Source organism: Ruegeria sp. YTSA072 (assembly GCF_059610285.1).
The window spans coordinates 39,779-64,982 of record NZ_JBXWNI010000003.1 but is presented as its reverse complement, the minus strand read 5'-3'; the positions used below and the strand labels follow the sequence as shown (position 1 = coordinate 64,982).

Below are 25,204 nucleotides of genomic sequence, written 5' to 3'. Positions count from 1 at the left end.
TAGGAAGACCGCGAGAAACGGAAAAACCATGCGCCTGTCGCTGGACCGACGGGTACAGGTGGCAGTGTCGAAGGGAGGACAAATGACAATTGCCGAGGATAGAGCCCAGCCCGTTGGAGGGCCTCAACACGGGCTGACCGCCGGGGCGTATCGCAGCGAAGAGTTCTGGCAACGGGAATGCCAGACTGTCCTGGCCAAGAACTGGGTATTCATCGGGTTTGCGCATCAGATGGCAAACCCCGGCGACGCTCATCCGGTCACCTGCGCAAACTTGCCACTGCTGGCGGTGCGCGGTCGTGATGGCGACATCCAAGTGTTTCACAATGTTTGCCTGCACCGGTGCATGACATTGGTCGACAAGCCTAAGAACGTCGGCAAGCTGATCCGCTGCCCCTATCATGCCTGGGCTTATGACCTGGATGGCCGCCTGCGGGCTGCACCTCATTTTGCCGGAACTGGTAAGCAGGAGTTCGACGGCTTTGACATCAAAAATCATCGCCTCAAGCCTGTACGCACCCATGTCTGGCATGATTGGATTTTCGTCAATCTGGATGGGAACGCGCCTGATTTCGAAGACTATGCCGCGCCTTTGATCAGCCGGCTGGAGGGGATGGATTTCACCAGAGTGGAACCAATTGGCCTACTCGACTTTGGTGAGATTGGCACCAACTGGAAGCTGATCATGGAGAACTTTATCGAGCCCTACCACGTTCAGTTTGTCCATGCCTCAACCACTGATCAGCCGTTGGAGAACCACTATACCATCACCGATGGCACCTGCATCGGCAGCGCCGTGGATCTGAACGAAGAATTGGGCACATCCGGCAGTCTGGGTGTCAGCTCTCGCTATCTGACCCTGTACCCCAATTTCATTCTGGGCCGCTATTTTCCGGATCAGCTGGGCGTCTATCTGAACGTGCCCATTGGTCCCGGAAAGATGCGCCAGTACCGAGCACTTTACACGACAGAAGGTCAGGAGCTGAGCGCCGAGGAAATACAAGCCCTCAGAAACCTTTGGTGGGATGTCCACAAGGAAGATCACGAGATGGTTGAACGCATGTTTGAAGGCCGCAAATCCCCGGTCGCCGAGGATGGGGGCCTGTTGTCGCCCGCTTGGGAGGACAGCGTGCGCGCCTTCCAGGATCTGATCGAGCGCGACGTGGCCGGTGCTTAAGCAAGAAGGAACAATATCGATGAACAAGTCCATATCCAAAGGGTTTCGTCTGGCCCATACGATGATGCGGGTCACCGACATGGAGAAGTCACTGGATTTCTATTGCGGAATTCTGGGTATGGAAGTGCAGCGGCGCACGGATTATCCCGAAGGCAAATTCACCAATACCTTTATCGGCTATGGGCCTGAGGCCGAGTTTCCTATGCTGGAGCTGACCGCCAATTGGGATCAGGGCACGCCGTATGACAAAGGCGACGGCTGGGGTCACATCTGCATCGAAACGCCGGATGTTTATGCCGCGTGTGAACAGCTGGCAGCGGCGGGGGTAAACATCACCCGCCCACCGGGGCCAATGAAAAACGGCACAAGGGTCATCGCCTTTTGCGAGGACCCCGATGGTTACAAGGTCGAATTGAATGAATCCATACTGAAACACCTGGCACAGGAAGGCTGACCAAATGGGTGACACACCTCAACTTTTCAAATTCGATCTGGTTCAAAATCGCTACGACTCGATGGGCGACAGCGACACCTACATCAAACCGATGGTCACCAGCGAATTCAGCAAGTCCATGTGCGGTGGCATCAACGTCCTGAACAACATCAAGGTGCCTTGGGATCTGACCTGCGACGAGATCATTTATTGCCTTGAGGGCACGTTCCGACTTGTTTGCGATGGCAAAAGCTATGTTTGCAATCGTGGTGACGTGCTGTTTGTCCCCAAGGACAACCACATTTCCTACGAGTCGGACGGCAAATGCGTGATCTTCTATGCCGCCTACCCCCACAACTGGAAACAGCTTGCCGGGATCACGCAGGTTCCGGGCATCGACCCTGACGATTTTGTCCCCGGCTGAACATCTTAACCGCTGAGCGACAGAATAACCCGAAACCAGTACCAACACTGAGGGGTCACCCTCGGTGAACCAAATCTGATTGCCATTCGATGGGAGGACGCCGAATGCCCAAGGATAATGCCAGCACCCGCATCTACTACGAGACTTTCCACGACGCTGTTGAGCGTAACCGCCCGCGTATCGCAGAAGTACGGCAGCGTCTGGAAGAGGCCGGCGTCAAATACGTGATGGCCGCCTGGATTGACCTGCACGGCATTCCAAAAACCAAACCCGTACCAATGAGTGATTTTGAACTGCTATGCCTTGGGAAAGGGCCACAGTTCGCGGTGCATTCGATTTCTTACGTGCCCGAGCTAAGCCCCGCCGACAGCGATCAGGTGGTGGTTCCGGATCTCGATGCCGTCTACGTCTGTCCGTGGGACACATCGATGGCGATCATCTTCTCGGATCTCTACTGGGAAGACGCTCCTTACAACGTTTGTCCGCGTCAGGCCCTGAAACGCGCCATGCACGAGGCGGCGCTGGAAGGGTACACTGGTTACGCCGGGGTAGAACCCGAGTTTATCGTGATGAAATATGACGACGCCGGGCAGCCGGTAAAGGCATTTGACGATGACCCTGCAGATGGGCTTCGTCCGCGTCGTCAGGCATTTGGCTATGATGTTGAGTATTCCATCGACTCGATGCCATTCCTTAAAACCCTGATCGACATCATCGAAGGTTTGGGATGGAACCTGCATGACGTGGTGGCCGAGGGCGCATATTCCCAGTTTGAGCTTGATTTCCACTATACCAACCTGCTGGAAATGTCCGACCGGTTGGCTTTTCTGCGCATCACGTTGAAAGAGGTGGCCAAACAGCATGGGTTGTTTGTGACCTTCATGCCCAAGCCAACTGTGGGGGACTGGCGGTCCGGGGCGCATATCAACATGTCGATGCAGCATGAAAGTCGCCCCGGCGAAAACATTTTTGAGACCCCTGAAGGCGACTGGAGCGACGAAAGCCGCTGGGCCGTAGGCGGGCTGATGCAGCATGCCGAAGCAATCACGGCGATCACCTGTCCGACCGTGAATTCCTATAACGGGTTGGTGCCGCGCGTTGGCGGTTTTGAAGGCGGCACCGTCACCTGGGCTCCGACCAATATCACATATGGCTTCAACAACCGCTCGGCCCAGTTCCGCCTGCCGCAAAGCCGTCACTGCATCGAAAACCGTGCCTGCGACATGACCATGAACGTCTATCTGGCAATGGCGATGCATCTGAGCTGCAGTGTGAAGGGGATCAAAGAAAAGACCGATCCGGGCGAACCAACGGATTTTGATCTCTACTCAAAGACCGAAGCTGAACTTGCCGAGCTCGGAATCCGCCGATTGCCGCGAACACTCTATAACGCGATTGAGGCTTTGCGTGGCGATGCCATGGCGGAACATGTGATGGGCCCGGTGATGCGTAATTCCTATCTCGAATACAAAAACGACGAGTGGGAGCGGTATCACCAATCGGTCACCGATTGGGAAGTGCAGGAATATCTGCGGCTATACTAAGCCAGGAAAGGATCGGGTGGTGCCGGATTTTGAGATTTACGAGCTGGGCGACTTTCCGCTTTTGTCGGGCGAGGTATTGAAGGATGCCAAGCTTGCCTATCAGACCTACGGTACAATGTCGGCCGCCCGTGACAACGTCATCGTTCTGCCCACCTTTTATACCGGCACTAATTCCCGTAATGAGGGGTTCTTTGGCCCGGGTCGCGCGATTGATCCAAGCCGCCATTTTATCGTCAGCCCGAACCTGTTCGGTAATGGTCGCTCATCGTCGCCATCGAATACGCCCGCGCCGCAGGACGGCCCGCGATTTCCGCTGGTGCAGATGTGGGACAACATCGCTGCCCAGCATCGGTTGATCCATGATCACCTGGGGATCGAGAAAATCGCCCTAGTCGCTGGCTGGTCAATGGCGGGCTGCCAATCCTACCAGTGGGCGGCGCAATACCCGGACATGGTCCAGGCGATCCTGCCTTTCTGCGCCTCGGCCAAAACCTCGCCGCATAATTTTGTCTTCCTCGAAGGGGTCAAGGCTGCTCTTTGCGCGGATCAGAATTGGAACGGCGGCAATTATGACAGCCCCCCTGAGGCCGGACTTAGCGCCTTTGGCCGAGTTTATGCAGGCTGGGCCTTCTCTCAGACCTTCTATCGCGAGGGGCTATATCAGCAGCTGGGATTCCAATCGATAGAAGAGCTGATGCAGGATTGGGAACAGAACCATGTGCAGGGCTGGGATGCCAACAACTTACTGGCAAAGCTTGCCACATGGCAGGCAGGCGACATCTCAACCGGGTCGCTTTACAATGGGGATTACAAACTGGCGCTAGGTGCCATCAAGGCTCGTGCCATTCTGATGCCTTGTACTCAGGATCTCTATTTCCCACCAGTGGACAATGAAATTGAGGCCCGCCACATACCTCGCGCCATCTTCCGCCCTTACAATTCCCCTTGGGGCCATTGCGCTGCCAACCCAGGCAATGACAAAGGTTTCACGGCGCAGTTAGATGCCAATATTCGGGAACTTTTAGAAGAGTAACGCTTGGTGAATAACTGGGGGGCCGTGCGCATTCACTAGCAAACGTATTTCCTTCAAGAGAAGGGCGGCAATGGTCCCTTGCGTAAGCGACGCATCTGTTTCATCGAAAACTTACTACATAAGCGAACGCCTCCAGCGCAAAGCTCGGTCTACTATGCTAGGATTCTCTAAATTTCGACACCACGCTGGCAGGTTTATGATCAAATGGTGTTCCGCGTCACCTCACCGGAATAGCTCCCCAAGACCATTCAAGAACGCCCGCGTACTTCATCAATTTAGTACGCACCTGACCGACATCAAAAATGGGCGGGTGATACGGCTGCCCTTCAAAATCTTGAAACTCTACAAAATCGCATTCCAAATTTTGGCGCCTTCACTGTTATTCCCTTCTTAGGGGACCTTAAAACGTTGAGACGGCAGAGCTTATGATCAAAAAATTCACCGCTGTTGGCCGGTCGCAAAGACCGTTGCCACCCAGCACATGGTTTTCTTGGTTTTCCGGTTGAAACTCTGACTAAAAAATGTGCGCCGTGGTCAAGCCGGCATTGCATATGTAATTGGCAACGGACAATATCCGGTTTGCCTATGTGTTTGATGCGTGAGGAGTTCCGATTAAGGCTGCTACTTTGAAATTGTGGTGAATTAGCTTTGAAACACTCAGTTTGATTTCTGATTGTTTAGCGGTGATCGCGCAAGCAGTCATTCCTGCATTGAGCAGCATTTGGCAATATGGGTTCCTATTAGACATTCGCCGCAGTGCGGTTCCCCCACCCTGTCGCTCCTGAACCATCGACATGCCCGGTCCAATCCGGACATTGGCCACATCATTTCAATGATGCGGTTGCAGACGGCTTACCTGCCATTCGCCGCGTATGCGAAATCTGGACATGCTCCGATTCTATGTATTTGTGACTTTTCTAATGCTTGCTGCGGCGGCTCCGGTGCCCGGATGCTGTTAATGGACAAAGCAGAGCTTTCGAAATTCGCGTCTCCAGGACGCAACATCAACGCCCACCTGCTCGTTTCTCAACCCGCGTTTGATCAAAGCGGCCAGATGCTCGGCATCCGCCGACGTCAAACCCCAGCGGACAAGCTCTGGTGTGCCAATCCGTAGACCATTCATATCCCCCTCAACCGGCGCCAACGGCAAGCCGATTCCACAAGCAAGAAACCCGTTTTGGCGCAGAACCCTCGAGGCCGCCTGCCCGCCGCCAAAGGGCTCAGCCAGGACTGCAAATTGGTGAGAATTGGTGAACCCTTGGGCGCCCGCAAATACAGGCACATCTTGCGCATCCAGAGCGACAGCCAAGGCTTGCGACATGGCGATCATCTCCGTCGCATAGGCCGCACCAAAGTCTTTCCAATCGAGCATCGTGACGGCCAATGCCGCGGTTTTTGCTGCGTCAAAATTTGCGGTCATGCCGGGAAAGGCAATCGCATCCAAGGCTTGTGCGATTGCGGGATCATTGGACACGATCAGCCCGCCCGCGGGTCCGCCAAGGCTCTTGTAGGTGCTCATTGTCATGAAATGCGCGCCCTCGGTCAGAGGGTTCGACCACGCGCGCCCCGCGATAATACCGCATTGATGCGCGGCGTCGAACATGACCTTGGCGCCAACCTCATCCGCGATCGCACGTACCTCAGCCACAGGATGTTCAAACAGGTTCAGACTGCCACCAATTGTGATCAGCTTAGGCGTCTCGGCCAAGGCAAAAGCCCGCAACCGCTCTAGATCGACGGTATAGCCATCAGCGTTGACCGGAGCTTCGATAGTGCGTAGCCCATAGAGACCCGCACAGCCAGCAACATGATGCGTGACATGGCCTCCGATCGAAGCGGGGGGAGCGATGATCGTGTCCCCTGGTTTACAAGTCGCCATGAAGCCATAGAGGTTTGCAATCGCGCCAGAAGGCACACGCACCTCTGCATATTTGGCGTCGAAGACATCCGCGCAGAGCTGGGCGGCGATCACTTCGATTTCCTCAATCGCCTCCAGCCCCATTTCGTATTTGTCACCGGGATAGCCCAAAGACGGGCGTGATCCGATGCCTGAGGACAAAAGCGCCTCGGCCTTGGGGTTCATCACGTTGGTTGCGGGGTTGAGGTTGAAGCACTCATCCTCGTGGATCATGCGGTTCTGTTCGGACAGTGCTTCGATCCGCGCCAGAAGACCGTCAGATGTTGCAGTTGACGTTTTCCGTACGATGTCCTGAACCAGTGTTTCGCTTGTGCTTGGCACCCAGTGTCGTTCTGCAAGTGTCATTGGCCGTCCTCCTTTTCAGGATGTTTTGACGGTGAAACCGTGACAGCGCAAATCAGATTTGCTATTTCTTGGCGTAGAAAAACTAAGGCTAGGAAAATGAGCGTAGTGCCCAAGCGCCCTAAAGGGCCTCCGTTGAATGCCATGCGTGCTTTTGAGGCCGCGGCGCGGCATGTCAGCTTTGTCGCCGCAGCAGAGGAGTTGAACGTCACGCCCGGCGCGATATCGCAGCATATCAAAACACTTGAAAGCTGGGCGGGCACCCCGCTGTTTCGCCGCAACGCGCAGGGCATCGCGTTGACCAAGGCAGGCGCGTCTTTGGAAGCAAGCTTCACATCCGCCTTCGACGGGCTGGCGGATGCCACGCGCGCGCTGCGCGACCTCAAGCCCAAAGCAGATTTTCATATTGCGGCCCTTCCATCTGTCGCGCAGCTTTGGTTGCCGAAAAGGTTGAGCCGGGTCAGGGTGCATTTTCCCGAAATCAACTTTTCGGTCACGGCGATGGAGCATCCGCCTAGCCTGTCACGGGAACTGTTCGACCTGGCGATTTTCATCGGAGATCCTGACGGAACTGACACCCAAATCCCCATTTGTGCCGATGAAATCGTTCCCGTTTGCGCACCAGAACTTTCGGAGCGCAGGGATGCGCTTGATACAATGATCCTTCTTCAAGATCAGACATGGGCCGATGACTGGAGCATTTGGTCAGAGGCAACTGGCGTTACTCTGAAAGAACCACAAAACGGCCCGCAGTTTTCGCTCTATAGTTTGGCCGTAGAAGAGGCGAAGGCAGGCGCTGGCGTATTGATGGGACATCTCTGCCTAGTCGAAGATGCGCTGGCCAATAATTCCCTTAGGCCGGCAAGCGAACATTCATGCCTTAGCGGCCGTTTTCTTTTTTACCAAATCCCTGATGCCTCCAGACAGAAAACCGAAACTCAACAGGTTTTGTCGATGCTGTCGTAGATCGGTCCATTCCAGACATCCAGCAACCAATCGATATGTTGCTTCTTAACTCGCCCTCAGAGCTAGGGGAGCCCTGCCCACTCAATCAGTCGGTGGCGATATAGAAAGTCATTCTCCCCCATTCGCTAGCGAATTCGGAGCGGCCTCCATGAGCCCTTGGAGTAGTCTACGAAACGAGTCCACTTCCGGAACAACAAAGTATGCGGTTCCCTGGCATCCATGGCCAGAGTCCTCTATTGCAAAACTGGTACCGGACGCTGAACATCGTGCTCGCAAAAGTCCAAACAACGCGATCAAAGTATCGCATCCACCGACACGCAACCGAGAAAAAAATTTCGGCAGGTTCAAATCTCAATATCAGGCACAGAGGTGCCTGTCCGCGGATGACAGATCAATCTGTTCTTCCGTCCCCGCCGATATCAACTAACTCCAAACTCAAACCGCCACGCGCCTTCCGAAGCATTCAACCTATGGGATGGCTATATCTCGGAAATGTCGGCTTGATCACACCGGTGCTAATGCTTCTCAACATTATATTAATAACTTGGCAAAACCCTTAAGCTTGATTCCGGTCGATTGCCTTCGGTGACAGGGTACTTGATGCGAACACTTTGCAAATCAAGCCGGGTAGTTTCAGCATGGCGTATAGTAACTTTGCTGAGTGGCCTTCAATAACCTGACAAAGACCAATTGACTGAATGCTAAAAACTGACACAACTAAAGCAAACAATCTTCTATGCAACTACAGCAGTATCGGCACTGAAAACTGTGATCAAACAAAGAGATATCGAGCGTGAAGTCGGGCAAACCTTACAAAGGCTAAGGCAGGAACGCAATCTGATCCTCTCTGAGCTGGCGACAACATCGCAGGTCTCGACCTCGATGATCAGCCGAATTGAAAACGGTAGCGTCTCTCCGTCTCTTGGCACGCTACAGGCATTGGCGGACGCGATGAATGTTCCTCTGATGGCCTTGTTTGCGGACACGGAAGTTTCGGCCGACGTACATCACGTCAAAGCAGGCGAAGGTCTCATGTCCCGGCGTATTACGCAGGGCCACGTGCATAACTACCTTTTACTTGGTAAACATGGCGGACCGGGAGGTCTGTTTCAATCTGCCCGTATTACCATTTCAAAGGACCAATCTGGGACATTGCCCAGTTACCAACACGAAGGCTGTGTTTTTCTCTACATGATAATGGGCGACGCAATATACAGGTGCGGCACCGAGGATTTTGTTATGGCAACTGGCGATACCCTAAGCTTTGATGCCAAGCTGCGTCACGGGTTTTGCAAGATCGTGTCGGATGAGATCGAATTCATCACTGTATCAACTCGCCCGCAGTAAATTCAGACCGCAATTTGACACCCTCGAGCCGTATAACCTACCCGGACCGTTTCACATTCTTGTATTATGTGAAACTATGAATAATCCAACCGCATATCCCAATCAGGCACTGAGCCCCCATGAAAATTACGTTCAAACAGGTTGATGCATTTCGAACCGTCGTCTCCACCGGAACTGTAACCGAAGCGGCAGCGATGCTGGGCATCTCACAACCCGCGGTCAGCCGCCTGATCTCGGATTTCGAGGCCGAAGTCGGTTTTCAGCTGTTTCAGCGCTCGGGCCGGGTCCTGGTACCCACGGATGAAGCACGCTTGCTGGTGGAAGAGGTTCGGCAGGCCGTTAGCGGCATGGAGCACATAAAGGATTCCGCCACAGCCATTGGGAAGTTCGGTCACGCGCGGCTTAACCTGGTGATCACGCCGGGGGTGTCCTCTCAGCTTGCTCCGGATCTGCTTCAGGAGTTTTCAGCTACTTGGCCAAAAGCCATGGCCCGAATGGAAATCGCGCCCAGCGATGACGCCGTCGAATGGATGGTTTCGCAGAATTACGATTTCGGGATCACCACAACCCAACCCGCCAACCCGTCCTTTGACAGCCTGGTTATCCGGAACAGCGACGTCTGTTGCGTCGTTCCAACCGGCCATCCTCTGGCAGAGAAAACCATAGTTCAGGCGCAGAACCTGGCGGGTAAGAGCTTTATCTCATATATGCCGTCCTCACGCTTCCGGTTTGAGATTGACCAGTTTTTTGAGGCCAAAGGCATCTCACGTCAGATGCAGTATGAGACCCGCACTACCGACGCAGTGTGCCGTCTGGTCGCGCGCGGTCTAGGAGTTTCGGTTGTCGGAGCAAGCCTGGATTATCTCAAAACCATTCCCGATTGTGTCGCGCTGCCTTTTGCGGCGCCTCTGACGTTTCGAGCAGTCCTGTTCTGGTCCAAGAACAAGCCCTTGTCCGCCGTGGGACAGTCCTTTTTGAAGATCGTGCAATCGCAGATCAGCGACGATTAAGCGCCTCGCGAAAACTGGCTCGCGCCTGCGCGCTGTGGATATAGGCGTAGTCCCGAGGGTAAGGGGCACCCGCCGTCAGTTCCATCGAGACGAATTGCGGACCGGTGGATGACAGAACCTGAGGCACCGCAGCTGAAAACTGATCCAGCTCGGTAAAGCGCTGCACACTGGCATACCCGGCGGCCCAGGCCATGGCGGCGAAATCAACCCTATCCGCACCAGGCAGGGGATGCCACCCGTTCACCTCATAGACCCGGTTAGCCGACAGAAAATGATAGAGGTTCGTCACCCCTGCATTGGCAATCGTCACCAATGTCCCAAGATTCATCAGCAGGCTGCCATCGCCATCCAGAACGATGACCCGCCTGTCAGGATTGGCCAGCGCCAGACCCAGACCATGGGACGACGCCTGCCCCATCGCCCCGACGGCCACGTAATTAAGGTCGCGCGGGTTCAAGGCAAGCCAGTCGAAACAGCTCTGATACACGGCAACAACAATATCGTCCTCGAGGATATGAGGGATCAGGGCCTTAAGCGCTGCGTCGCGGTGCATGGTCATGATGCCTCCGGTGCTCGGCCGATCAGGAAAATATGGGGTCTCGAAGTTGCATATGCCGCTTCAATCGCCTGCGGGATATGAGCCTCGTCCCCTGGCCATTCGATCAGGGAATGTGACAGTTCCATCGCATCCAACACTGGCCGAACAATCCGCACCCCGTAAGAGGCAGATTGGTCGGGGTGAATATGTGGCTCCTTACCCTGCAGACCGACCATCATAACGACCGGCAGTTCATAATCGACGCCAATGGCCCGGATCGCATTCAATGAATCCATCAGCCCTGTTTGCTGCATCATCAGGATCGCGCGCGTGCCGTTATAGGACATCGCCCCGCAGATGCTGACGCCCTCATCCTCCTTGCAGATACGGGTCAGGCGAAATTCGGGATCTCGCGAGATCGGCCAGAGCAGCCCGTCACTGGTAACGATATCTGGCAATGCTACGATTTCGCCGACACCCGCCGCCTTGATAGCAGCGATGATAGCCGCACCGGACGGATGCTTGACCTGCGGCGTACATTCGGTCGGTAGGGGGGACGCAACCATCAGGTACCTCCGTCCAGAAATGCGGCGAGCCCATCCCGTGCCGCTTGCAGTTCATGCCTGTGACCAATGGTGATGCGAATATAATCACGATAGGCGGGTGAGGCGAACCGGCGTACAGCAATCCCCTGTCCGCGCAGGAAAAGATCGGCTGCTTCGGCAGATTTTCCGGGGTTCGGAAAATGAACCAGCACGAAGTTGGCCTGACTTGGGACAACATGCAGACCCATTTCCACTAACGCGGCGCTAATCCAGGCCCGGTTGTTCAAATTGGTCTCTCGCACGAAACGGGTATGTGCCGTGTCTTCCAGCGCCGCAACAGCCCCTGCGACCGAAGAGGACGCCACCGGGAAGGTCAGGCCGATCCGGCGTACATTGTCCACCACATCGCTGGACCCGTACATCCAACCAACACGCGCCCCAGCCAGCCCGAATATCTTGGAAAACGTCCGGCACATGACCACGTTTTTGGCAGCCTCTACCAACTTATGCGCGGGCTCATAATCCGCCGCATCGACATATTCCTCATAGGCAGCATCGATGATCAGCAGAACGTTTTCCGGTAACGCGGCATGCAGGCGCCGCAGCTCTGCGCCGTTCAGATAGGTGCCTGCCGGGTTCTCCGGATTGGCGAGGTAGACGATCCGGGTTCGTTCGGTCAACGCATCGATCATCCGGTCGACCGAAGGTTTGAATGCGTCATCCGCCACCGACACCACCTCGGCATCGTTGGCAAAAGCATAGTTGGGCACCTTGAGATAGCCATTGGCGCTGCGGATCAGCTCGGTGCCCTGCCCTAGGTAGGCGCGGGCCAGACGAGCCAGCAGATCGTCCGATCCCTGTCCGGTGGTGATCCGGGCCGCATCCAACCCGTACTGCGCAGCAATCGCCGGGGCCAGGATATCGTCAGGGTTTTCCAAATAACGCTCGACATTGCTGATTGCCGCACAAGCAGCAGCGCGGGCAGACGGGCTGGGACCAAACACGCTTTCATTCGAGTTCAAAAGAATCGCAGGCGGTGGAACGTCAGCAGATACTCCACCAACCATATGAGGTTTGATCCTGCCTATTCCTGATTTTGCGAGGGTAATGCCCATCCAACTCCTCCGGCACCGCCAGAGGGCGGTAATGGCAATTTTCACCATATATCACATAGAGTCGTGTTTTAAGCAATTCACTTTCAAAAAAATTATGTTATGAAGACTGTGACTCAGCAAAAGAACCTGGATGACCGATACGCTTTCACCCCAACCCAGCAGGCTTCACCTGACCATCGATCTGGATGCGCCAGGTCGACAGTCCGGGGATCTGATGCTGAAATGGTCCGACAATGCCGTACCGTTGGGATACCACCCGATCCCGGTCATCAGCTTACGTGGGAAACCCGGACCTTCTGTTCTAATTTTGGGCGGCACTCATGGAGACGAATTCGAAGGACCCGCTGCGATCCTGCGGCTAGCGGCCCAGCTGAACCCATCTGACCTGACCGGACAGGTGATCCTGATCCCGGCCTTGAACGCCCCCGCGTTTCTGGCTTCATCGCGGGTTTCGCCATTGGATGGGCAAAACCTGAACCGGGCTTTTCCTGGCGCCGCGAATGGAGGTCCGACAGCGATGCTGGCGCATTATGTTGAGACTATACTGCTGCCGCGCGTGGATGCCGCTATTGACCTGCACTCGGGTGGCAAGGCGTCTGTATTCGAGCCCTGCGCCTTGGCAGCGCGGGGGAATGACACGGACCTGACCGCTTCCAACATGGAACTGGCACGCGCTTTTGGGTTGCCTCTGATCTGGGTGCTAGGCGCCCATAACGATAACCGAAGTGTGAATGCCGCGGCCGCGCGTGTTGGTGTCCCGATGATCGCGGCTGAACTCAGCGGCGGAGGTGGTGTCGATCCGCATGCCGCGGACCTTGCCGAAGCCGGGCTTAAACGCTGTCTGAAGCATTTAGGTATCTTGCCCGGCGGTGCTCCGGACCCTGTTCCGACGCAATGTGTCGAAATCGCCGATCCATTGCATTCGATCCACGCACCCGCAGATGGGCTATTCGACCGCCGCTGCACCGCAGGACAACAGGTTAGACGAGACAATCTGGCAGGCACGCTGCATTTCCCCGCCGAACCGGAACGCTCGGCTGTCGAACTTAAATTTCCCACAGCCGGGCACGTTCTGGCTCATGGCAATCGTGGCATGGTGCGCCGTGGTGATCTGTTGGCATTGGTGGCTCAACCGGTGTCCGAGGAAAGTTGAATGAAAACCTATTCACCGTTCATTTCCGGTGCCTTTGTCGATTGGGACGGTGAAACCCTGCCCAGTATCGACCCCGCCACCGGTCAGGTGTGGAGCATGATCGCCCGTGGCGACACACAAACCGCCGACATGGCTATCCGGGACGCCGACCAGGCCTTCCGCAGCGGGCCATGGGCCAAAGCTGGGCCGACAGAACGGGCGGATATGCTTGACCGTTTAGCTGACATGCTGGAAACCCGGTGGGAAGACCTTGTCACACCCGAAATTCGCGACAACGGCAAACGCATTACTGAGGTGCGCGGGCAGTTTGCCGGGCTGCACAGCTGGTTTCGATTTTTTGCGACAGAGGCACGCAAGCTGCAGCCCGAACCTCAGGCCATTTCCATCCCCGGTGTGCATAGCGTGGGCCACTTTAAGCCCTATGGCGTCGTGGTCGCCATCACGCCCTGGAATTCTCCGCTGATGATCCTTGCATGGAAGCTGGCCCCGGCACTGGCAGCTGGCAATACGGTTGTTGTGAAACCCTCGGAAATGGCTTCGGCTTCAACCTTGGAATTCGCGCGGCTGGCACATGAGGCAGGATTACCACCCGGGGTGCTGAACATCGTCACCGGACTGGGTCATGAGGTCGGCGAAGCACTGGTCCGCCACCCTCTAACACGCAAGGTCACCTTTACCGGTTCGGACCTTGGCGGACGAAAAGTGGCCGAGGCTGCCTCGGCTGGTGTAATCCCGGCGGTGCTGGAACTGGGCGGGAAATCTCCGCAGGTGGTGTTTGCCGATTGTGACATGGACAATGCGGTCAACGGAATTCTGTCCGGCATCTTCCTGTCAAATGGCCAGACTTGCGTCGCCGGATCGCGGCTGATCGTTGAGGCCGGGCTGAAGGACAGGCTGTTATCCCGCCTGATCGACCGCGCCCGCACATTGCAGATGGGGGATCCGATGGACCCGGATACTCAGGTCGCACCGCTGGCCAATGAACTGCATCTGCAAAAGGTTACGGCAATGATCGAACGCGCCAAAGCCGACGGTGCGATTTGCTTATTGGACGGCACCGCCACAACTGCAGGCCGGAATGGGTTCTATATCGGACCAACGGTTTTCGACGATGTGACGCCCGGCATGCAGCTCTGGCGTGAAGAAGTGTTCGGACCGGTTCTGGCCGTCACCTCTTTCACCACCGAAGACGAAGCCATCGCGCTGGCCAATGACAGCGACTACGGGCTGGCCGCCGGTGTCTGGACCACCGATGCCGATAAGGGCGCGCGGGTAGCCGAGGCAATCGAGGCGGGCACTGTTTACATCAACCATTATCGCAGCGTTGACCCTGCCTGCCCGATTGGTGGGATCAAATTGTCGGGCTACGGGCGTGAATTGGGCCCGGACGCCATAAGGGATTTCTGTCAGGTCAAATCGATCTGGACCGGCACCACGCCGGTGTCAGATCCGTTTCCCTGACCACCGATACGCACGGAGGACGGCATGAACGATCATTTCTCAGCCCCCAAGGGCAATTTCCGCGGTCACGACCAACAAAAAGTCTGGCAACAGAAACCTGACCCGGAACTGACCGAGGTTGGCCCCGGCACGCCGTGCGGTGAATACCTGCGCCGGTTCTGGATGCCCGTGGCAATGACCGATCAGATTGGCGACCTGCCCTACCGCCTGCGTATTCTGGGCGAAGATCTGGTTCTGTTCCGCGAAAAGAAAGAGGGCAAGCTGGGCCTGACCCATCTGCATTGCTGCCACCGCAACATGAGCCTGGAGTTCGGCATCGTTGAGGAAGGCGGAATTAGATGCTCATACCACGGTTGGAAATACGGCTTGGACGGCACCATTCTGGAAACCCCGTGTGAGCCGCCCGCCTCACAGGTCAAGAAAAAGGCCTGCCTGGGGGCTTATCCGGTGATCGAGTACAAGGGTTTGGCCTTTGCATTTATGGGGCCCCCCGAAGAGCAACCCCCATTTCCAGTGATGGACACATTTGATGATGATGGCGACGAGTTGGTGCCTTACCTCATCAAATCCCCATGCAACTGGCTTCAGGTGATGGAAAACGCATGGGACCCGTTCCATGTTGTCTACCTGCATACACTGGCTGTACGCAGCCAGTTCATCGACGCCTTTGCCGAGATGCCGATGATCGAGTTTCACGATTGTCAAACGGGCGATTTTTACACCAATGTCCGACGTGTCGAAGATATCGTCTGGGTGCGCATACATGACCATATGCTGCCGTCGTTCACGCAAAATGGCGGCCACTTCCCGGTGCCAGACAGGTCACGCTATTTTGGGCGCTGCGGGCTGTCGCGTTGGATAACCCCAATTGACGACACCAACACGATGGTCATCGCATGGCGCCACTTCCGGGATGCGGCGGCGAATGACGATCCAAAGGGCCTAACGGACAAAAGCAAAGTGGGCTTTGGGATGACCGATTTCTATGGCCAGGATCCCGATCGACCCTATGAGATGCGCCAGCGGGACCCCGGCGACTATGACGCCTGGGTCAGCCAAGGGCCGCGGAACATCCATGCCCGCGAAAACCTCAGCTTTACGGATCGGGGCGTGGCCAAGGCACGCCGCCTGCTGCGCAACGCCATTCGTGCGTTGAAAGACGGTCAGTCCCCCCCGCAACCGACCGATAGCTTTGCCGGTCAGGTGATACCGACCTATGCCGGGGACACAATGCTGCGCATCCCGCTTCAAGACGGCCGCGACGATGGTGCTGTGCTCAAGGAAATCTCGCATCAGGTGGCTGAGATCTACAAATCTGGCGACCATTTGCAGGGCGAGGCGCGCAAGGCGTTCATCGTCGATGCGCTGAAAAAGTACGAGGCAAGCTGGTCATGACAAATCGTGTTCCACATAATCCGGGCCGGGTCGACTGGTCCGGCGAAAACCCCGGGATCTATCTGAAACAGAACTCAACGCAGGACCACTATGACACGCTGGCGCTGTTCTTTCGGGTGGTACTGTCGCCCTATGGTCGGGGCCATGCTGCATTGATCCTGGGCGCGCCGGATCAAGCTCAGGGTTGGCCGCAAGCACCCAATCTGATCATGACGGACAACCAACGCATGATGCGCTGGATCGTGGATGGTTGGGTCACCAAGATGCCCACCTTCATCGGAAAGGCAGGTCTCGACGCGATGAGCTGGCTGGACTGTGACAGCGTCGAAAAACGCCCCGGCGATTTGAGGTCGCGCTATTCGGAGACCCTGCGAGGCTCGGGCGTTACGGTCGAGATGATTTGGCAGGAAATGGGTCCACCCTTGCCGGTTGAGGTCACTAAGGAAAACTCGGCAACTAAAGAGCATGAGATGTATTCAGTGTTCCTCGAGGCCAAGGCGGCGCAGGTCGTCATCAACGGCACCCCGCTCCCCGGTCAGGTCGCAAGCCGCCAGTTCTTTGGCCGCACCATGTCTACCGCCTTTCTGGCCTTTTCCGAAACCTGGGTGACCCCGCAGGAGGATCTGTAATGCCGTTGAACGAACCGATCACCCCCGGGACAGTCGACTGGACAGGCGAGAACCCCGGCATCCTGCTGAAAGACGACAACAACAATTTCACCGCTATGGCGCTGTTCTTTCGCGTGGCATGGTCTCCGGTCGGTCAGGGTCAGGTGCTGCTGCTGTATGGAACGCCAGATCAGATGGACGGACCGCCCGAGGCACCGAACGTGATCCTGAGCGATAATCCCGATCTGACCGCCTTTCTGAAGGCCAACTTCATCAGCAAACTGGCCGCTTTCGCAAATGCTCCCGCTTTTGCTTCTCTCCCCGAGATAGGCGCGCAGGTCGTCCGATCCTCCGGCGATCCGATGAGCCACCGCTATACCGAAACCATCGCCGGAGAAAACCTGACAGTTGAACTGGTCTGGGAAGGGCTCGAGCCGCCTCGCGCGCTGGAGCTGTCTCCGCATGAGGTCGCTTCGGGCGAGCAGAACATGTTCTCGCTACTGGTGCCCGCTCATTCGGCCCAGATCATCGTTAATGGTCACGCATTGCCGGGCAAGTTGGGCAAACGGGTGCAGGCTGGGTATGAAACAACGACTGCCTTCCTCTACTTCTCGGAAACATGGATCATCCCGCCGGAGGATACTTGATGCTGCATCCGGCTGATCAGCTGGCGTTCGACAAGGCCATGGTGACACAACCGGTCTGGAACCGGTTCAATACTGCTTCCGAGGCGCTGAGGTTGGACGAAAATGTCCTGCTACATGCCGGTCCCGCCTTCGCCAGCCTGGATCAGATCACCGCGCCGATCCTGAACTCGGCCTGTGTCGCTGCAGTCTGGCAAGGGCTAGCACAGGATTTCGATCATGCCGAGGCGATGATCAACGCAGGCGAGATCGTGCTGAAACCCGCGCAAGACCACGATGTCGTGACACCTCTGGCCGCCGTGGTTTCGGCGGATATGCCGCTGCACACAGTCTATGACGCGTGGCGTGGCCAACAACGTGTTTACGCGCCGATCAATGCGGGCAGCCGCCCAGCGATGCGTTTAGGGCTGAGGTCCGAGGCGGTGCTCAACCATATTCGCTGGCTCAACACCCGGTTTCTTGATGTTCTGGAGAAAGGGATTGCCGAAGGGATCGCGCTGGTCCCGCTGGCCGTGATCGGCCTGATGGGCGGGGATGATTGCCATGGCCGTACACCCGTGGCCGCACAGGCGTTGATTGCTGAACTCAAGGATCGCACCACCGGCGGGATCACGGATGACGACGTGTTGGCCTTTATGGACAGCTCGCCCTCACTGTTTCTCAACCTCTGGATGGCGGCGACCAAATGCATGATGAAACTGGCGGAGGGTATTGAAGGATCAAGCTTCGTCACCGCTGCAGGCGGCAATGGGCGCGAAGTTGGCATCCAGATCTCGGGCCTACCGGGCCGTTGGTTCACAATTCCGGCCAGCCCTCCCAAGGGGGCGTTTGACGTGGATTTGCCGCAGGACCGCGCCCTTGGCGCGATCGGCGACAGTGCCGTGGTCGAGGCATTCGGGCTGGGGGCAATGGCCATTGATCTGAGTCCCAAACAAAAGAGGGGTCTGGGTGCCTATCTGCCCGACGACGCTCAAGCGCGAATGTCTGGTCTGTCAGTCGGAACGCATCCGTATTTCCGGGCCTTGAATGTTCGGCTGGGCAGCACCGCGCGTGGTGCCGTGGAACAGGGTTCGGGGCCTGTGATCGGGCTGGGCATTCTTGACCGATTGGGTGAGGCCGGTCGGTTGGGCGGTGGCATCTACGACATGCCAGTCGCCCCCTTTGCCGACGCGTTGAAAGCGCTGGAGGCATGACCGGGCTAAACCATCATTCTGCCCATGAACTTGCCACATTGATCCGGGCAGGTGAGGTGAAGCCTTCCGAGGTGATGGCGGCCCATTTGGACCGGATCACAAACCGTGAACCCGTAATCGGGGCTTTTCAAACCCTCGATGCGGACCGCGCCATGGAGCGTGCAAAGGCCGCCGATACTCTCCCCGTTGGTAGGCCGCTCCATGGCGTGCCGTTTGTGATCAAGGATATCATCGACACCGAAGACATGCCGACAGGATGGGGTAGCGACCTGTATGCCGGGCGCCGCCCCGACCGCAATGCAGTCTGCGTTCAGGCTTTTTTGGACGCGGGCGCGATCCCAATCGGAAAAACCATCTCCACCGAATTCGCCTACTTCAAACCCGGTAAAACTGCCAATCCGGCCAATCCCGTGCATACGCCGGGTGGCTCGTCAACCGGCTCTGCCGCAGCTGTGGCCGATTTCATGGCTCCCCTCGCATTTGGTTCGCAAACCGCAGCCTCGCTGATCCGACCAGCAGCGTATTGCGGGGTCTGCGGGTTCAAGCCAACCACCGGACGGTATGTTCTGACGGGTGTCATGGGCTTGTCCCAAAGCCTGGATACACTCGGCCTTCTGGCTCGTGATCCCCGCGATTTTGTGCTGACCGACGCGGTAATGTGCCGAACTGACCCGGCGCCGCCAGCTGAGTTCGACGAGGCTTTGCCTCGGATCAGCCTTATGCGCGGCCCGCACTGGCGGAACGGTTCGGTCGAGATGCGGGACACGTGCACGCGTGCGTTAGCCGCCCTTGCCGCAACGGGGGCAGAGACCGGAGAAATTGCTTTTCCACCCGTTTTTGCCGAACTTACGCAGGCTCAGATTACCGTCATGGGCTATGAGGTCGCGCGGCAGCGCGCCGCAGAATACGCTGTAGGCATGCCCGCCATCAGCCCGCAATTTCACGACCTTGTCACAGCGGGGCTGGCCGTTACCGACGCAGAATACCAAGCGGCGCTGGACCTACGCGACCGGGCGGGCGCGATGCTGGATCAGATGTTCCGGGATGTGGACGCTCTGTTGGTCCCGTCGGCCCCCGGACCAGCACCTGCCGGTTTGGACGCTACTGGAGATCCGCTTTTTTCCCGGATGTGGAACCTGTTGCAGGTGCCCTCGGTCGCTTTGCCATTCGGGACCGACCAGAATGGCCTGCCGCTGGGTATTCAATTGATCGGACGAAAGGGTGATGACGCCCGCCTGCTGGACATCGCGGTCTGGGCCTATGAACACTTGTCGCAATGACCGCCTAAGGAATTAGGGGCAGCAGTAAAGCAAGTGATACGGGAATACTGACGGCTGCTATCAACGTCTGCAACGTGACAATAGCCGCCATCAGCGGTGCGTCTCCACCCAAGTGCTTGGCCAGCGTGTACGAAGACGCACCGGTCGGCACCACCGAGTAGACGACGGCGATCTGCAGAACCTCCCGCGGCAACCCCACCAGCAGTCCGATCACCAGAACTGCCAGAGGGAAGACAATCATCTTGCCCGTGAAGGCCAGAATTAAGGGCAGCGCACTTGCGGCCATTGCCCGGACTCTCAGATTGGCACCGACAGCCAGCAATGTGATCGGCAAAGCGCCTGCACCCAGAACATCCGTCACATCATGCACGACCGCTATCCTGTCACCGATCAACTGGTTGGCACAGACCGCCAGAAAGATCGAAATCACGTATGGATTGCGTGCGAGTTCCCGCAGGATTGCAACGGCCAGGCTGTTGGTTCGATCGCCTTTGAGCGCACCAACCATCAGAACCACCATAACAATATTGGTAGTGGGCACTAGAATTGCGGTCGCCAGAATCGCGATATCCAGCCCCGCTGGCCCATACAAGTTGGCAGCCAGCGCAAGCCCGATGAATGAGTTATGTCGCGCGCTGCCTTGCAGGATCGAGGTGGCCTGCGGCGGCGCAAAACCCAACAAACGGGCGCTAAGAAGCGCAAACAGAAGCGCCACAGCGAACCCGCCCAGTATGGCAACCGAGTAAAGACCCAGAGCCGACTTGTCCAATGGCGACAGGGAAATTTTGCTGAACAGAAGGCATGGCATCAGAACCCAATAGACAAGCTTGTCATTCAGGTTCCAGAAATCCGTACTGGGAATGCCGCCTTTGCGCAGGGCCAAACCCAGCGCAATGATCAAAAAGATCGGCAGTATCGAGGTGAGTGTCGAAAGCATTACAATTCGCAGACAAAACCGGGCCGGCTTGACCGGACACTGTCATGACTGGCGTTTCTACGCAATGCGATGTCAGATAGACCTGAGTTCCTCAACCCGGGGTATCAGCATCATCGTCGATGATAGCCATCGTGTCGATCTCGACCAAAAGCGACGGATCGGCCAACCCCTGCACAACCACGCCAGTCGAACAGTGATGAACACCTTCGAACCAGCGATTGATCGCCTCGTAAACGGCCGGACGGTACGAAATATCGGTAACGTAGACTGTCAACTTGCAGACATCGGTCAAGCTTCCCCCGGCCTCTTCCATCCAGCGCTGGATGTTGCGGCAGGCCTGATCTGCCTGCGCACCCGGGTCGCCTTCGCCAACCAGTGTGCCATCCATCAGCGTGCCGACCTGTCCCTGCATGAAAACAAAGTCACCCCGGGCGCGGATCGCTTTGGAATAAGTTGCTTTCGCATGATAGCGCGTCTGGTACTTGTGGATGTGCGTTCGAGCCATGCCGATTTTCCCCTCAAGTCGTTGCGCGGATCAGATAGTCTTCGACCATATCCGCAAAGCTTTGTTCGACCGCGAACTCAATACCATCCTGACACCGTTTCACCAAAGCCTTGAGGCCAAATACTTCGGTATAGGAAACCGCGTCCGTCCCGAACACGCTGTCATGCAGGTCCATCGGGCAAGCAATTGACATCACCTGACCTGCATCTGGGCCGACTATGCGAAAGAAGGTCATCGTGTCCGAGACCCGAACAATACTGATATCTGCCGGGCAGTCCGTGGGCTTCAGCCGGGCTTCCATTGCGTCTTCCTGTGCCAGTGGGGCGCAGGTGATCCAGTGGTTACGACCAGTGTAGAACAGTTCGATGCCGTCCTTTTCTGTTCGGCTGTTGGGGCTGAACGGCAAACTCGGCAAAGCGTCCCCGGCCCATTGCGATACCGCGTCAGGCGCGCCTTTGAGGTCGAACAGAGCCTTCAGGCCGCACCGTTCAATTGTGACGTCATAACTCATCTCAGGACCTCAGCAATTTACCGTCGGGGTCGTGAAAGACCGGTTTCGTGACCGTGACCGGGATCACGTCATCCTTCAGCCGGACGTGGGCGGTTTCGCCCTTCCGCGCGTGGCCATCTTCCAGCAACGCCAGCCCAACCCAGCGGTTGTTTACCACGCTCCATACACAGGCAGTGACCAACCCGTCGGTGGCTTCTTTCCGACCTCCGGGCGTCAGTGGCGCACCTTCGGGGATTTGCCGGTTCGGATCATCCGCCAGAATTCCGACCAGCTCGCGCCGGGTACCGCCTCCTGACCTGCGCAGCTGGACCGAGCGTTTGCCCAGATAGTCAGGTTTCTTCTTGGACATCGCCCATCCCATTCCCAGATCATAGGCATCGACCGTGCCGTCGACCTCATGCCCCAACGACAGGAACCCTTTTTCGACCCGCAGCACATGGCTGGATTCCGAACCCACAGGCAGGATACCAAAGGGCGTACCAACCTCCATCACCCTGTCCCAAAGGGCCGCCATGTGGCGCGGGGCCACGTTGACCTCATAGGACAGTTCACCGGTGAAGCTCACCCGCACCACCCGCGCAGGGAAACCAGCGACAGTGCCTTCACGGAAAGACATGAAAGGGAACGCCTCGGGCGAGAGGTCGATATCCGAGCCCACCGCCTGCAAAACTTCACGCGCCTTAGGACCACAGATAGTGGCATTATTCCACTGGCTGGTGACAGTGGTGATCAGCACCTGCCAGTCGGGGAATTCGGTTTGCAGCAGCTTTTCCATATGCTGGTTCACCGCATCCGCGTGACCGGTCGAGGTTGAAATCATCCAGCGGCGCTCATCCAGTCGGAAGGCCACGCCATCGTCCAGGATCAAACCATCTTCAGACAACATCAGCCCATAGCGCCCGTCACCCGGTTTCAACGTGGACATAATGTTGGAGTAGATGAAATCCAGGAATTTCGGAACGTCCCGCCCCTTCAGTTCAAACGTGCCAAGAGGCGAGCCGTCATAGACACCGACGCCTTCACGAACAGCGCGGCATTCGCGGTTTACCGCCTCTTGAAGGCCTTCACCCGGTTTTGGGAAATAGCCCGGACGCCGCCAGCGCGCGCCGGCTTCATACATCACAGCGCCGTTGTCCTTGTTCCATTGGGTTACAGGGGTATGGCGATAGGGGAATAGCCGCCAGCCTTCCCGTAACCCGCCAATCGCACCAAACGAAACAGGCGTGTAGGGGGATCGAAAAGTGGTTGTTCCAACCTCTTGCAGCAGCACGCCCTTTTGCATCGCAACAGTGCCGATGATGTTGATATTGCCGGTCTTGCCCTGATCAATCCCCATGCCGCCGGTCGTGTAGCGCTTGACGTGTTCCACATTGTCATAGCCTTCGCGTAGGGCCAGATGCACATCGCTGACCGAGACATCGTTCTGCACATCCAGAAACGCCTTCCCGCGCTGTCCCGGCACGTTGACCCGCCAGAGAGGTTCGATCGCGTAGGCCAGGTCTTCGCCGCCACCAACAATCCTACCCAGCGTCAGATCACCAGCCGCTGCGCCCACAGCGCGACAATTCTGAACCGCCTCGTCAGGAACGAAGGCTGCCAGATCCTCATCAAATCGCAACGTGCTGCGGGATTGCGACCAAAGATGAACGGTCGGGCTCCAACCGCCGGAACAACCCAGCACATCACAGTTGATCCAGCGACCCGCCCCTCCGATCACGGGAACGGCTTTGACTGCGCGCACACCTTTGCGCCCGCGCACGTCACCGGCAACGGTTGCGGCATGAACCGGAATATCCGGCACCAGCTTCAAAGCTTCAGGTGGAACGGTTTTGCGACAGTCGAGGATGGCCTCAACTTGCATACCGGCTGCTGCCAGATCGGCCGCCACGGCATAAACACTGTTGTTGTTTGTAAACAGCACCACACGCTGCCCGGCCTTAACGCCCCACCGGTTGACATAGGCCTGCACCGAAGAGGCCAACATGACACCGGGTCGATCATTGTTACCAAAGACCATGGCACGTTCGGTGGCCCCGGTTGCGATCACAACTTCCCCCGCTCGCACGCGCCAGCTGCGTTCCAGAACTCCGTCCAATTCGGGTTCGCGTTCGTTCACGATCATCAGATTGTGCTCGCGGTAAGCCCAGACGGTTGCATTCTGCAGATGGGTTACATTCTCCATCCCACGCAGCTCAGCCACCGCGTCCGCGACCCAGTCCACGGCTGACTGCCCACCGATATACAGGTTGCGGTTCAATAAACTACCGCCCGCCTCGGCGCCCTCATCGGCCAAAAACACGCGTTTTCCGGCGCGACCAGCCTCAAGCGCCGCTTGCAGTCCGGCTGGGCCCGCCCCCGCGATCAGCACATCGGCATGGGCGTTTCGGGCCTCGAAATGGCCTGAAGCCGGGGGGCTTTCGGGTGCTGCCGCCAACCCTGCAGCCCGGCGGATCGAAGGTTCGAACAGATGCCAGTTCGGCCATTTGAACGTCTTGTAGTAAAACCCTGCGGGGATAAACCGCGAGAGTAACTGATTGATCCCGCCCAGATCGAACTCGGGCGATGGCCAGCAATTGACCGAGCGTGCGCTGAGCCCGTCCCGAAGCGGCACCGTGGTCGCGGGACGGTTGCCCGAGGCATCCTCGCCGTCCAGTTCCACCAGCGTCGCAGGTTCTTCGACCCCGTGGCCCATAATACCGCGCGGGCGGTGATATTTAAAACTGCGGGCGGTGACACGAATACCGTTGGCCAGCAGGGCCGAGGCCAACGTATCGCCCTTGAACCCTTCGTATGGCTTGCCATTGAAGGTGAAATGCAATGGGCGGTTTCGGTCAATGCGCCCGCCTGAGGCGCGGCGGTTACGTTGTGCCATCGGGTGCCTCCACAATGTCATGGGTCCGTGTATCACGCCAGATCGTGAACCATTCACCGCATCCCCGTGCGTGCCACCATTTCTCCTGAACCGGACCCAGTGGATTCGGCGTCACCGTCAGATACTCGACCCATTCCTCATCGCTGACGGCATTGGGATCGGGGCGGACCGCCCCTACCGGGCCACCATGGATAAATTCGCTTTCATTGCGCTTGCCACAGAACTGGCAGGTTATAAGCATCATGATCCTGTCCTT

Annotated in this window: 24 protein-coding genes and 1 pseudogene; 16 read left to right on the top strand and 9 right to left on the bottom strand. The window is 57.1% G+C overall.

Annotation, left to right across the window (positions count from 1 at the left end):
- Positions 1–82: 82 nt before the first annotated feature.
- The 5 genes from AC2FIB_RS07090 (at position 83) to AC2FIB_RS07070 (ending at position 4,608) form a co-directional block, all read left to right on the top strand.
- Positions 83–1,174 (top strand): aromatic ring-hydroxylating oxygenase subunit alpha, encoded by a 1,092-nt coding sequence (locus AC2FIB_RS07090; RefSeq protein ID WP_496841848.1) that lies wholly within the window; start codon positions 83–85, stop codon positions 1,172–1,174.
- A gap of 19 nt (positions 1,175–1,193) precedes the next feature.
- Entirely contained in the window at positions 1,194–1,628 is a 435-nt protein-coding gene (gene gloA, locus AC2FIB_RS07085) for a lactoylglutathione lyase (RefSeq protein ID WP_496841847.1), read from the top strand.
- A 4-nt stretch (positions 1,629–1,632) separates the two neighbouring features.
- On the top strand, positions 1,633–2,031 hold the full coding sequence (locus AC2FIB_RS07080; protein WP_108859955.1) for a cupin domain-containing protein: 399 nt from the start codon (positions 1,633–1,635) through the stop codon (positions 2,029–2,031).
- Between the two features lie 104 nt (positions 2,032–2,135).
- Positions 2,136–3,575 carry a glutamine synthetase family protein gene (locus AC2FIB_RS07075; protein WP_496841846.1) on the top strand — a complete coding sequence of 480 codons (1,440 nt, stop codon included), beginning with the start codon at positions 2,136–2,138 and terminating at the stop codon, positions 3,573–3,575.
- Positions 3,576–3,594: 19 nt separating this feature from the next.
- Positions 3,595–4,608 (top strand): alpha/beta fold hydrolase, encoded by a 1,014-nt coding sequence (locus tag AC2FIB_RS07070; protein WP_496736117.1) that lies wholly within the window; start codon positions 3,595–3,597, stop codon positions 4,606–4,608.
- A 955-nt stretch (positions 4,609–5,563) separates the two neighbouring features.
- Here the strand turns inward: AC2FIB_RS07070 and glyA are convergent.
- Entirely contained in the window at positions 5,564–6,871 is a 1,308-nt protein-coding gene (gene glyA, locus AC2FIB_RS07065) for a serine hydroxymethyltransferase (RefSeq protein ID WP_496736119.1), read from the bottom strand.
- A gap of 96 nt (positions 6,872–6,967) precedes the next feature.
- On the opposite strand from glyA, the gene AC2FIB_RS07060 reads away from it, so the two are divergent.
- The 4 genes and pseudogenes from AC2FIB_RS07060 (at position 6,968) to AC2FIB_RS07045 (ending at position 10,191) form a co-directional block, all read left to right on the top strand.
- Positions 6,968–7,834, top strand: coding sequence for a LysR family transcriptional regulator (locus AC2FIB_RS07060; RefSeq protein WP_496841845.1), 867 nt, complete (start codon positions 6,968–6,970; stop codon positions 7,832–7,834).
- A 235-nt stretch (positions 7,835–8,069) separates the two neighbouring features.
- Positions 8,070–8,338, top strand: a pseudogene (locus AC2FIB_RS07055) (transposase family protein); the annotation flags it as partial.
- A gap of 264 nt (positions 8,339–8,602) precedes the next feature.
- The gene (locus tag AC2FIB_RS07050; RefSeq protein ID WP_282154130.1) at positions 8,603–9,181 is read left to right on the top strand and encodes a helix-turn-helix domain-containing protein; all 579 of its coding nucleotides are present in this window, start codon (positions 8,603–8,605) and stop codon (positions 9,179–9,181) included.
- Positions 9,182–9,300: 119 nt separating this feature from the next.
- Complete coding sequence (locus tag AC2FIB_RS07045) at positions 9,301–10,191, top strand: LysR substrate-binding domain-containing protein (RefSeq protein WP_496736122.1); 891 nt, start codon at positions 9,301–9,303, stop codon at positions 10,189–10,191.
- Here AC2FIB_RS07045 and AC2FIB_RS07040 read toward each other — a convergent pair.
- Genes AC2FIB_RS07040 through AC2FIB_RS07030 form a run of 3 tightly spaced genes read right to left on the bottom strand, consistent with a single transcriptional unit; the run spans position 10,178 to position 12,389 of the window.
- Positions 10,178–10,750, bottom strand: coding sequence for a thiamine pyrophosphate-dependent enzyme (locus tag AC2FIB_RS07040; protein ID WP_496736124.1), 573 nt, complete (start codon positions 10,748–10,750; stop codon positions 10,178–10,180). The genes AC2FIB_RS07045 and AC2FIB_RS07040 overlap by 14 nt on opposite strands.
- Positions 10,747–11,295, bottom strand: coding sequence for a decarboxylase (locus tag AC2FIB_RS07035; protein ID WP_496736126.1), 549 nt, complete (start codon positions 11,293–11,295; stop codon positions 10,747–10,749). Before AC2FIB_RS07035 ends, AC2FIB_RS07040 begins: the two co-directional genes overlap by 4 nt.
- Positions 11,295–12,389, bottom strand: a complete 1,095-nt coding sequence (locus tag AC2FIB_RS07030) for a pyridoxal phosphate-dependent aminotransferase (protein WP_496736127.1) — start codon at positions 12,387–12,389, stop codon at positions 11,295–11,297. Before AC2FIB_RS07030 ends, AC2FIB_RS07035 begins: the two co-directional genes overlap by 1 nt.
- A 130-nt stretch (positions 12,390–12,519) precedes the next feature.
- Between AC2FIB_RS07030 and AC2FIB_RS07025 the strand changes: the two genes are divergently transcribed.
- From AC2FIB_RS07025 to AC2FIB_RS06995, 7 genes are read left to right on the top strand one after another with little or no spacing between them, the layout of a single operon-like run.
- The gene (locus AC2FIB_RS07025; RefSeq protein WP_496736129.1) at positions 12,520–13,542 is read left to right on the top strand and encodes a succinylglutamate desuccinylase/aspartoacylase family protein; all 1,023 of its coding nucleotides are present in this window, start codon (positions 12,520–12,522) and stop codon (positions 13,540–13,542) included.
- Positions 13,543–15,003 carry an aldehyde dehydrogenase gene (locus tag AC2FIB_RS07020; RefSeq protein ID WP_496736131.1) on the top strand — a complete coding sequence of 487 codons (1,461 nt, stop codon included), beginning with the start codon at positions 13,543–13,545 and terminating at the stop codon, positions 15,001–15,003. It abuts the gene before it with no gap.
- A 24-nt stretch (positions 15,004–15,027) separates the two neighbouring features.
- Positions 15,028–16,398 carry a Rieske 2Fe-2S domain-containing protein gene (locus AC2FIB_RS07015; protein WP_496841844.1) on the top strand — a complete coding sequence of 457 codons (1,371 nt, stop codon included), beginning with the start codon at positions 15,028–15,030 and terminating at the stop codon, positions 16,396–16,398.
- Complete coding sequence (locus AC2FIB_RS07010) at positions 16,395–17,027, top strand: hypothetical protein (protein ID WP_496736135.1); 633 nt, start codon at positions 16,395–16,397, stop codon at positions 17,025–17,027. The genes AC2FIB_RS07015 and AC2FIB_RS07010 overlap by 4 nt, the downstream gene beginning before the upstream one ends.
- Positions 17,027–17,653, top strand: coding sequence for a hypothetical protein (locus tag AC2FIB_RS07005; RefSeq protein WP_496736136.1), 627 nt, complete (start codon positions 17,027–17,029; stop codon positions 17,651–17,653). Before AC2FIB_RS07010 ends, AC2FIB_RS07005 begins: the two co-directional genes overlap by 1 nt.
- Positions 17,653–18,843 carry a YlbE family protein gene (locus AC2FIB_RS07000; protein ID WP_496736138.1) on the top strand — a complete coding sequence of 397 codons (1,191 nt, stop codon included), beginning with the start codon at positions 17,653–17,655 and terminating at the stop codon, positions 18,841–18,843. The genes AC2FIB_RS07005 and AC2FIB_RS07000 overlap by 1 nt, the downstream gene beginning before the upstream one ends.
- Positions 18,840–20,123, top strand: a complete 1,284-nt coding sequence (locus tag AC2FIB_RS06995) for an amidase (protein ID WP_496736140.1) — start codon at positions 18,840–18,842, stop codon at positions 20,121–20,123. Before AC2FIB_RS07000 ends, AC2FIB_RS06995 begins: the two co-directional genes overlap by 4 nt.
- A 4-nt stretch (positions 20,124–20,127) precedes the next feature.
- Here AC2FIB_RS06995 and AC2FIB_RS06990 read toward each other — a convergent pair whose 3' ends face one another.
- The 5 genes from AC2FIB_RS06990 to AC2FIB_RS06970 form a co-directional block, all read right to left on the bottom strand.
- Positions 20,128–21,060, bottom strand: coding sequence for an AEC family transporter (locus tag AC2FIB_RS06990; protein ID WP_113791538.1), 933 nt, complete (start codon positions 21,058–21,060; stop codon positions 20,128–20,130).
- Positions 21,061–21,151: 91 nt separating this feature from the next.
- Positions 21,152–21,565: a RidA family protein gene (locus AC2FIB_RS06985; RefSeq protein ID WP_496736142.1), complete on the bottom strand. Its 414-nt coding sequence runs from the start codon at positions 21,563–21,565 to the stop codon at positions 21,152–21,154.
- Between the two features lie 13 nt (positions 21,566–21,578).
- Entirely contained in the window at positions 21,579–22,076 is a 498-nt protein-coding gene (locus AC2FIB_RS06980) for a sarcosine oxidase subunit gamma (RefSeq protein WP_496736144.1), read from the bottom strand.
- A 1-nt stretch (position 22,077) separates the two neighbouring features.
- Positions 22,078–24,948, bottom strand: coding sequence for a 2Fe-2S iron-sulfur cluster-binding protein (locus AC2FIB_RS06975; RefSeq protein WP_496841843.1), 2,871 nt, complete (start codon positions 24,946–24,948; stop codon positions 22,078–22,080).
- Positions 24,935–25,192: a sarcosine oxidase subunit delta gene (locus tag AC2FIB_RS06970; RefSeq protein ID WP_496736147.1), complete on the bottom strand. Its 258-nt coding sequence runs from the start codon at positions 25,190–25,192 to the stop codon at positions 24,935–24,937. Before AC2FIB_RS06970 ends, AC2FIB_RS06975 begins: the two co-directional genes overlap by 14 nt.
- Positions 25,193–25,204: the final 12 nt, after the last annotated feature.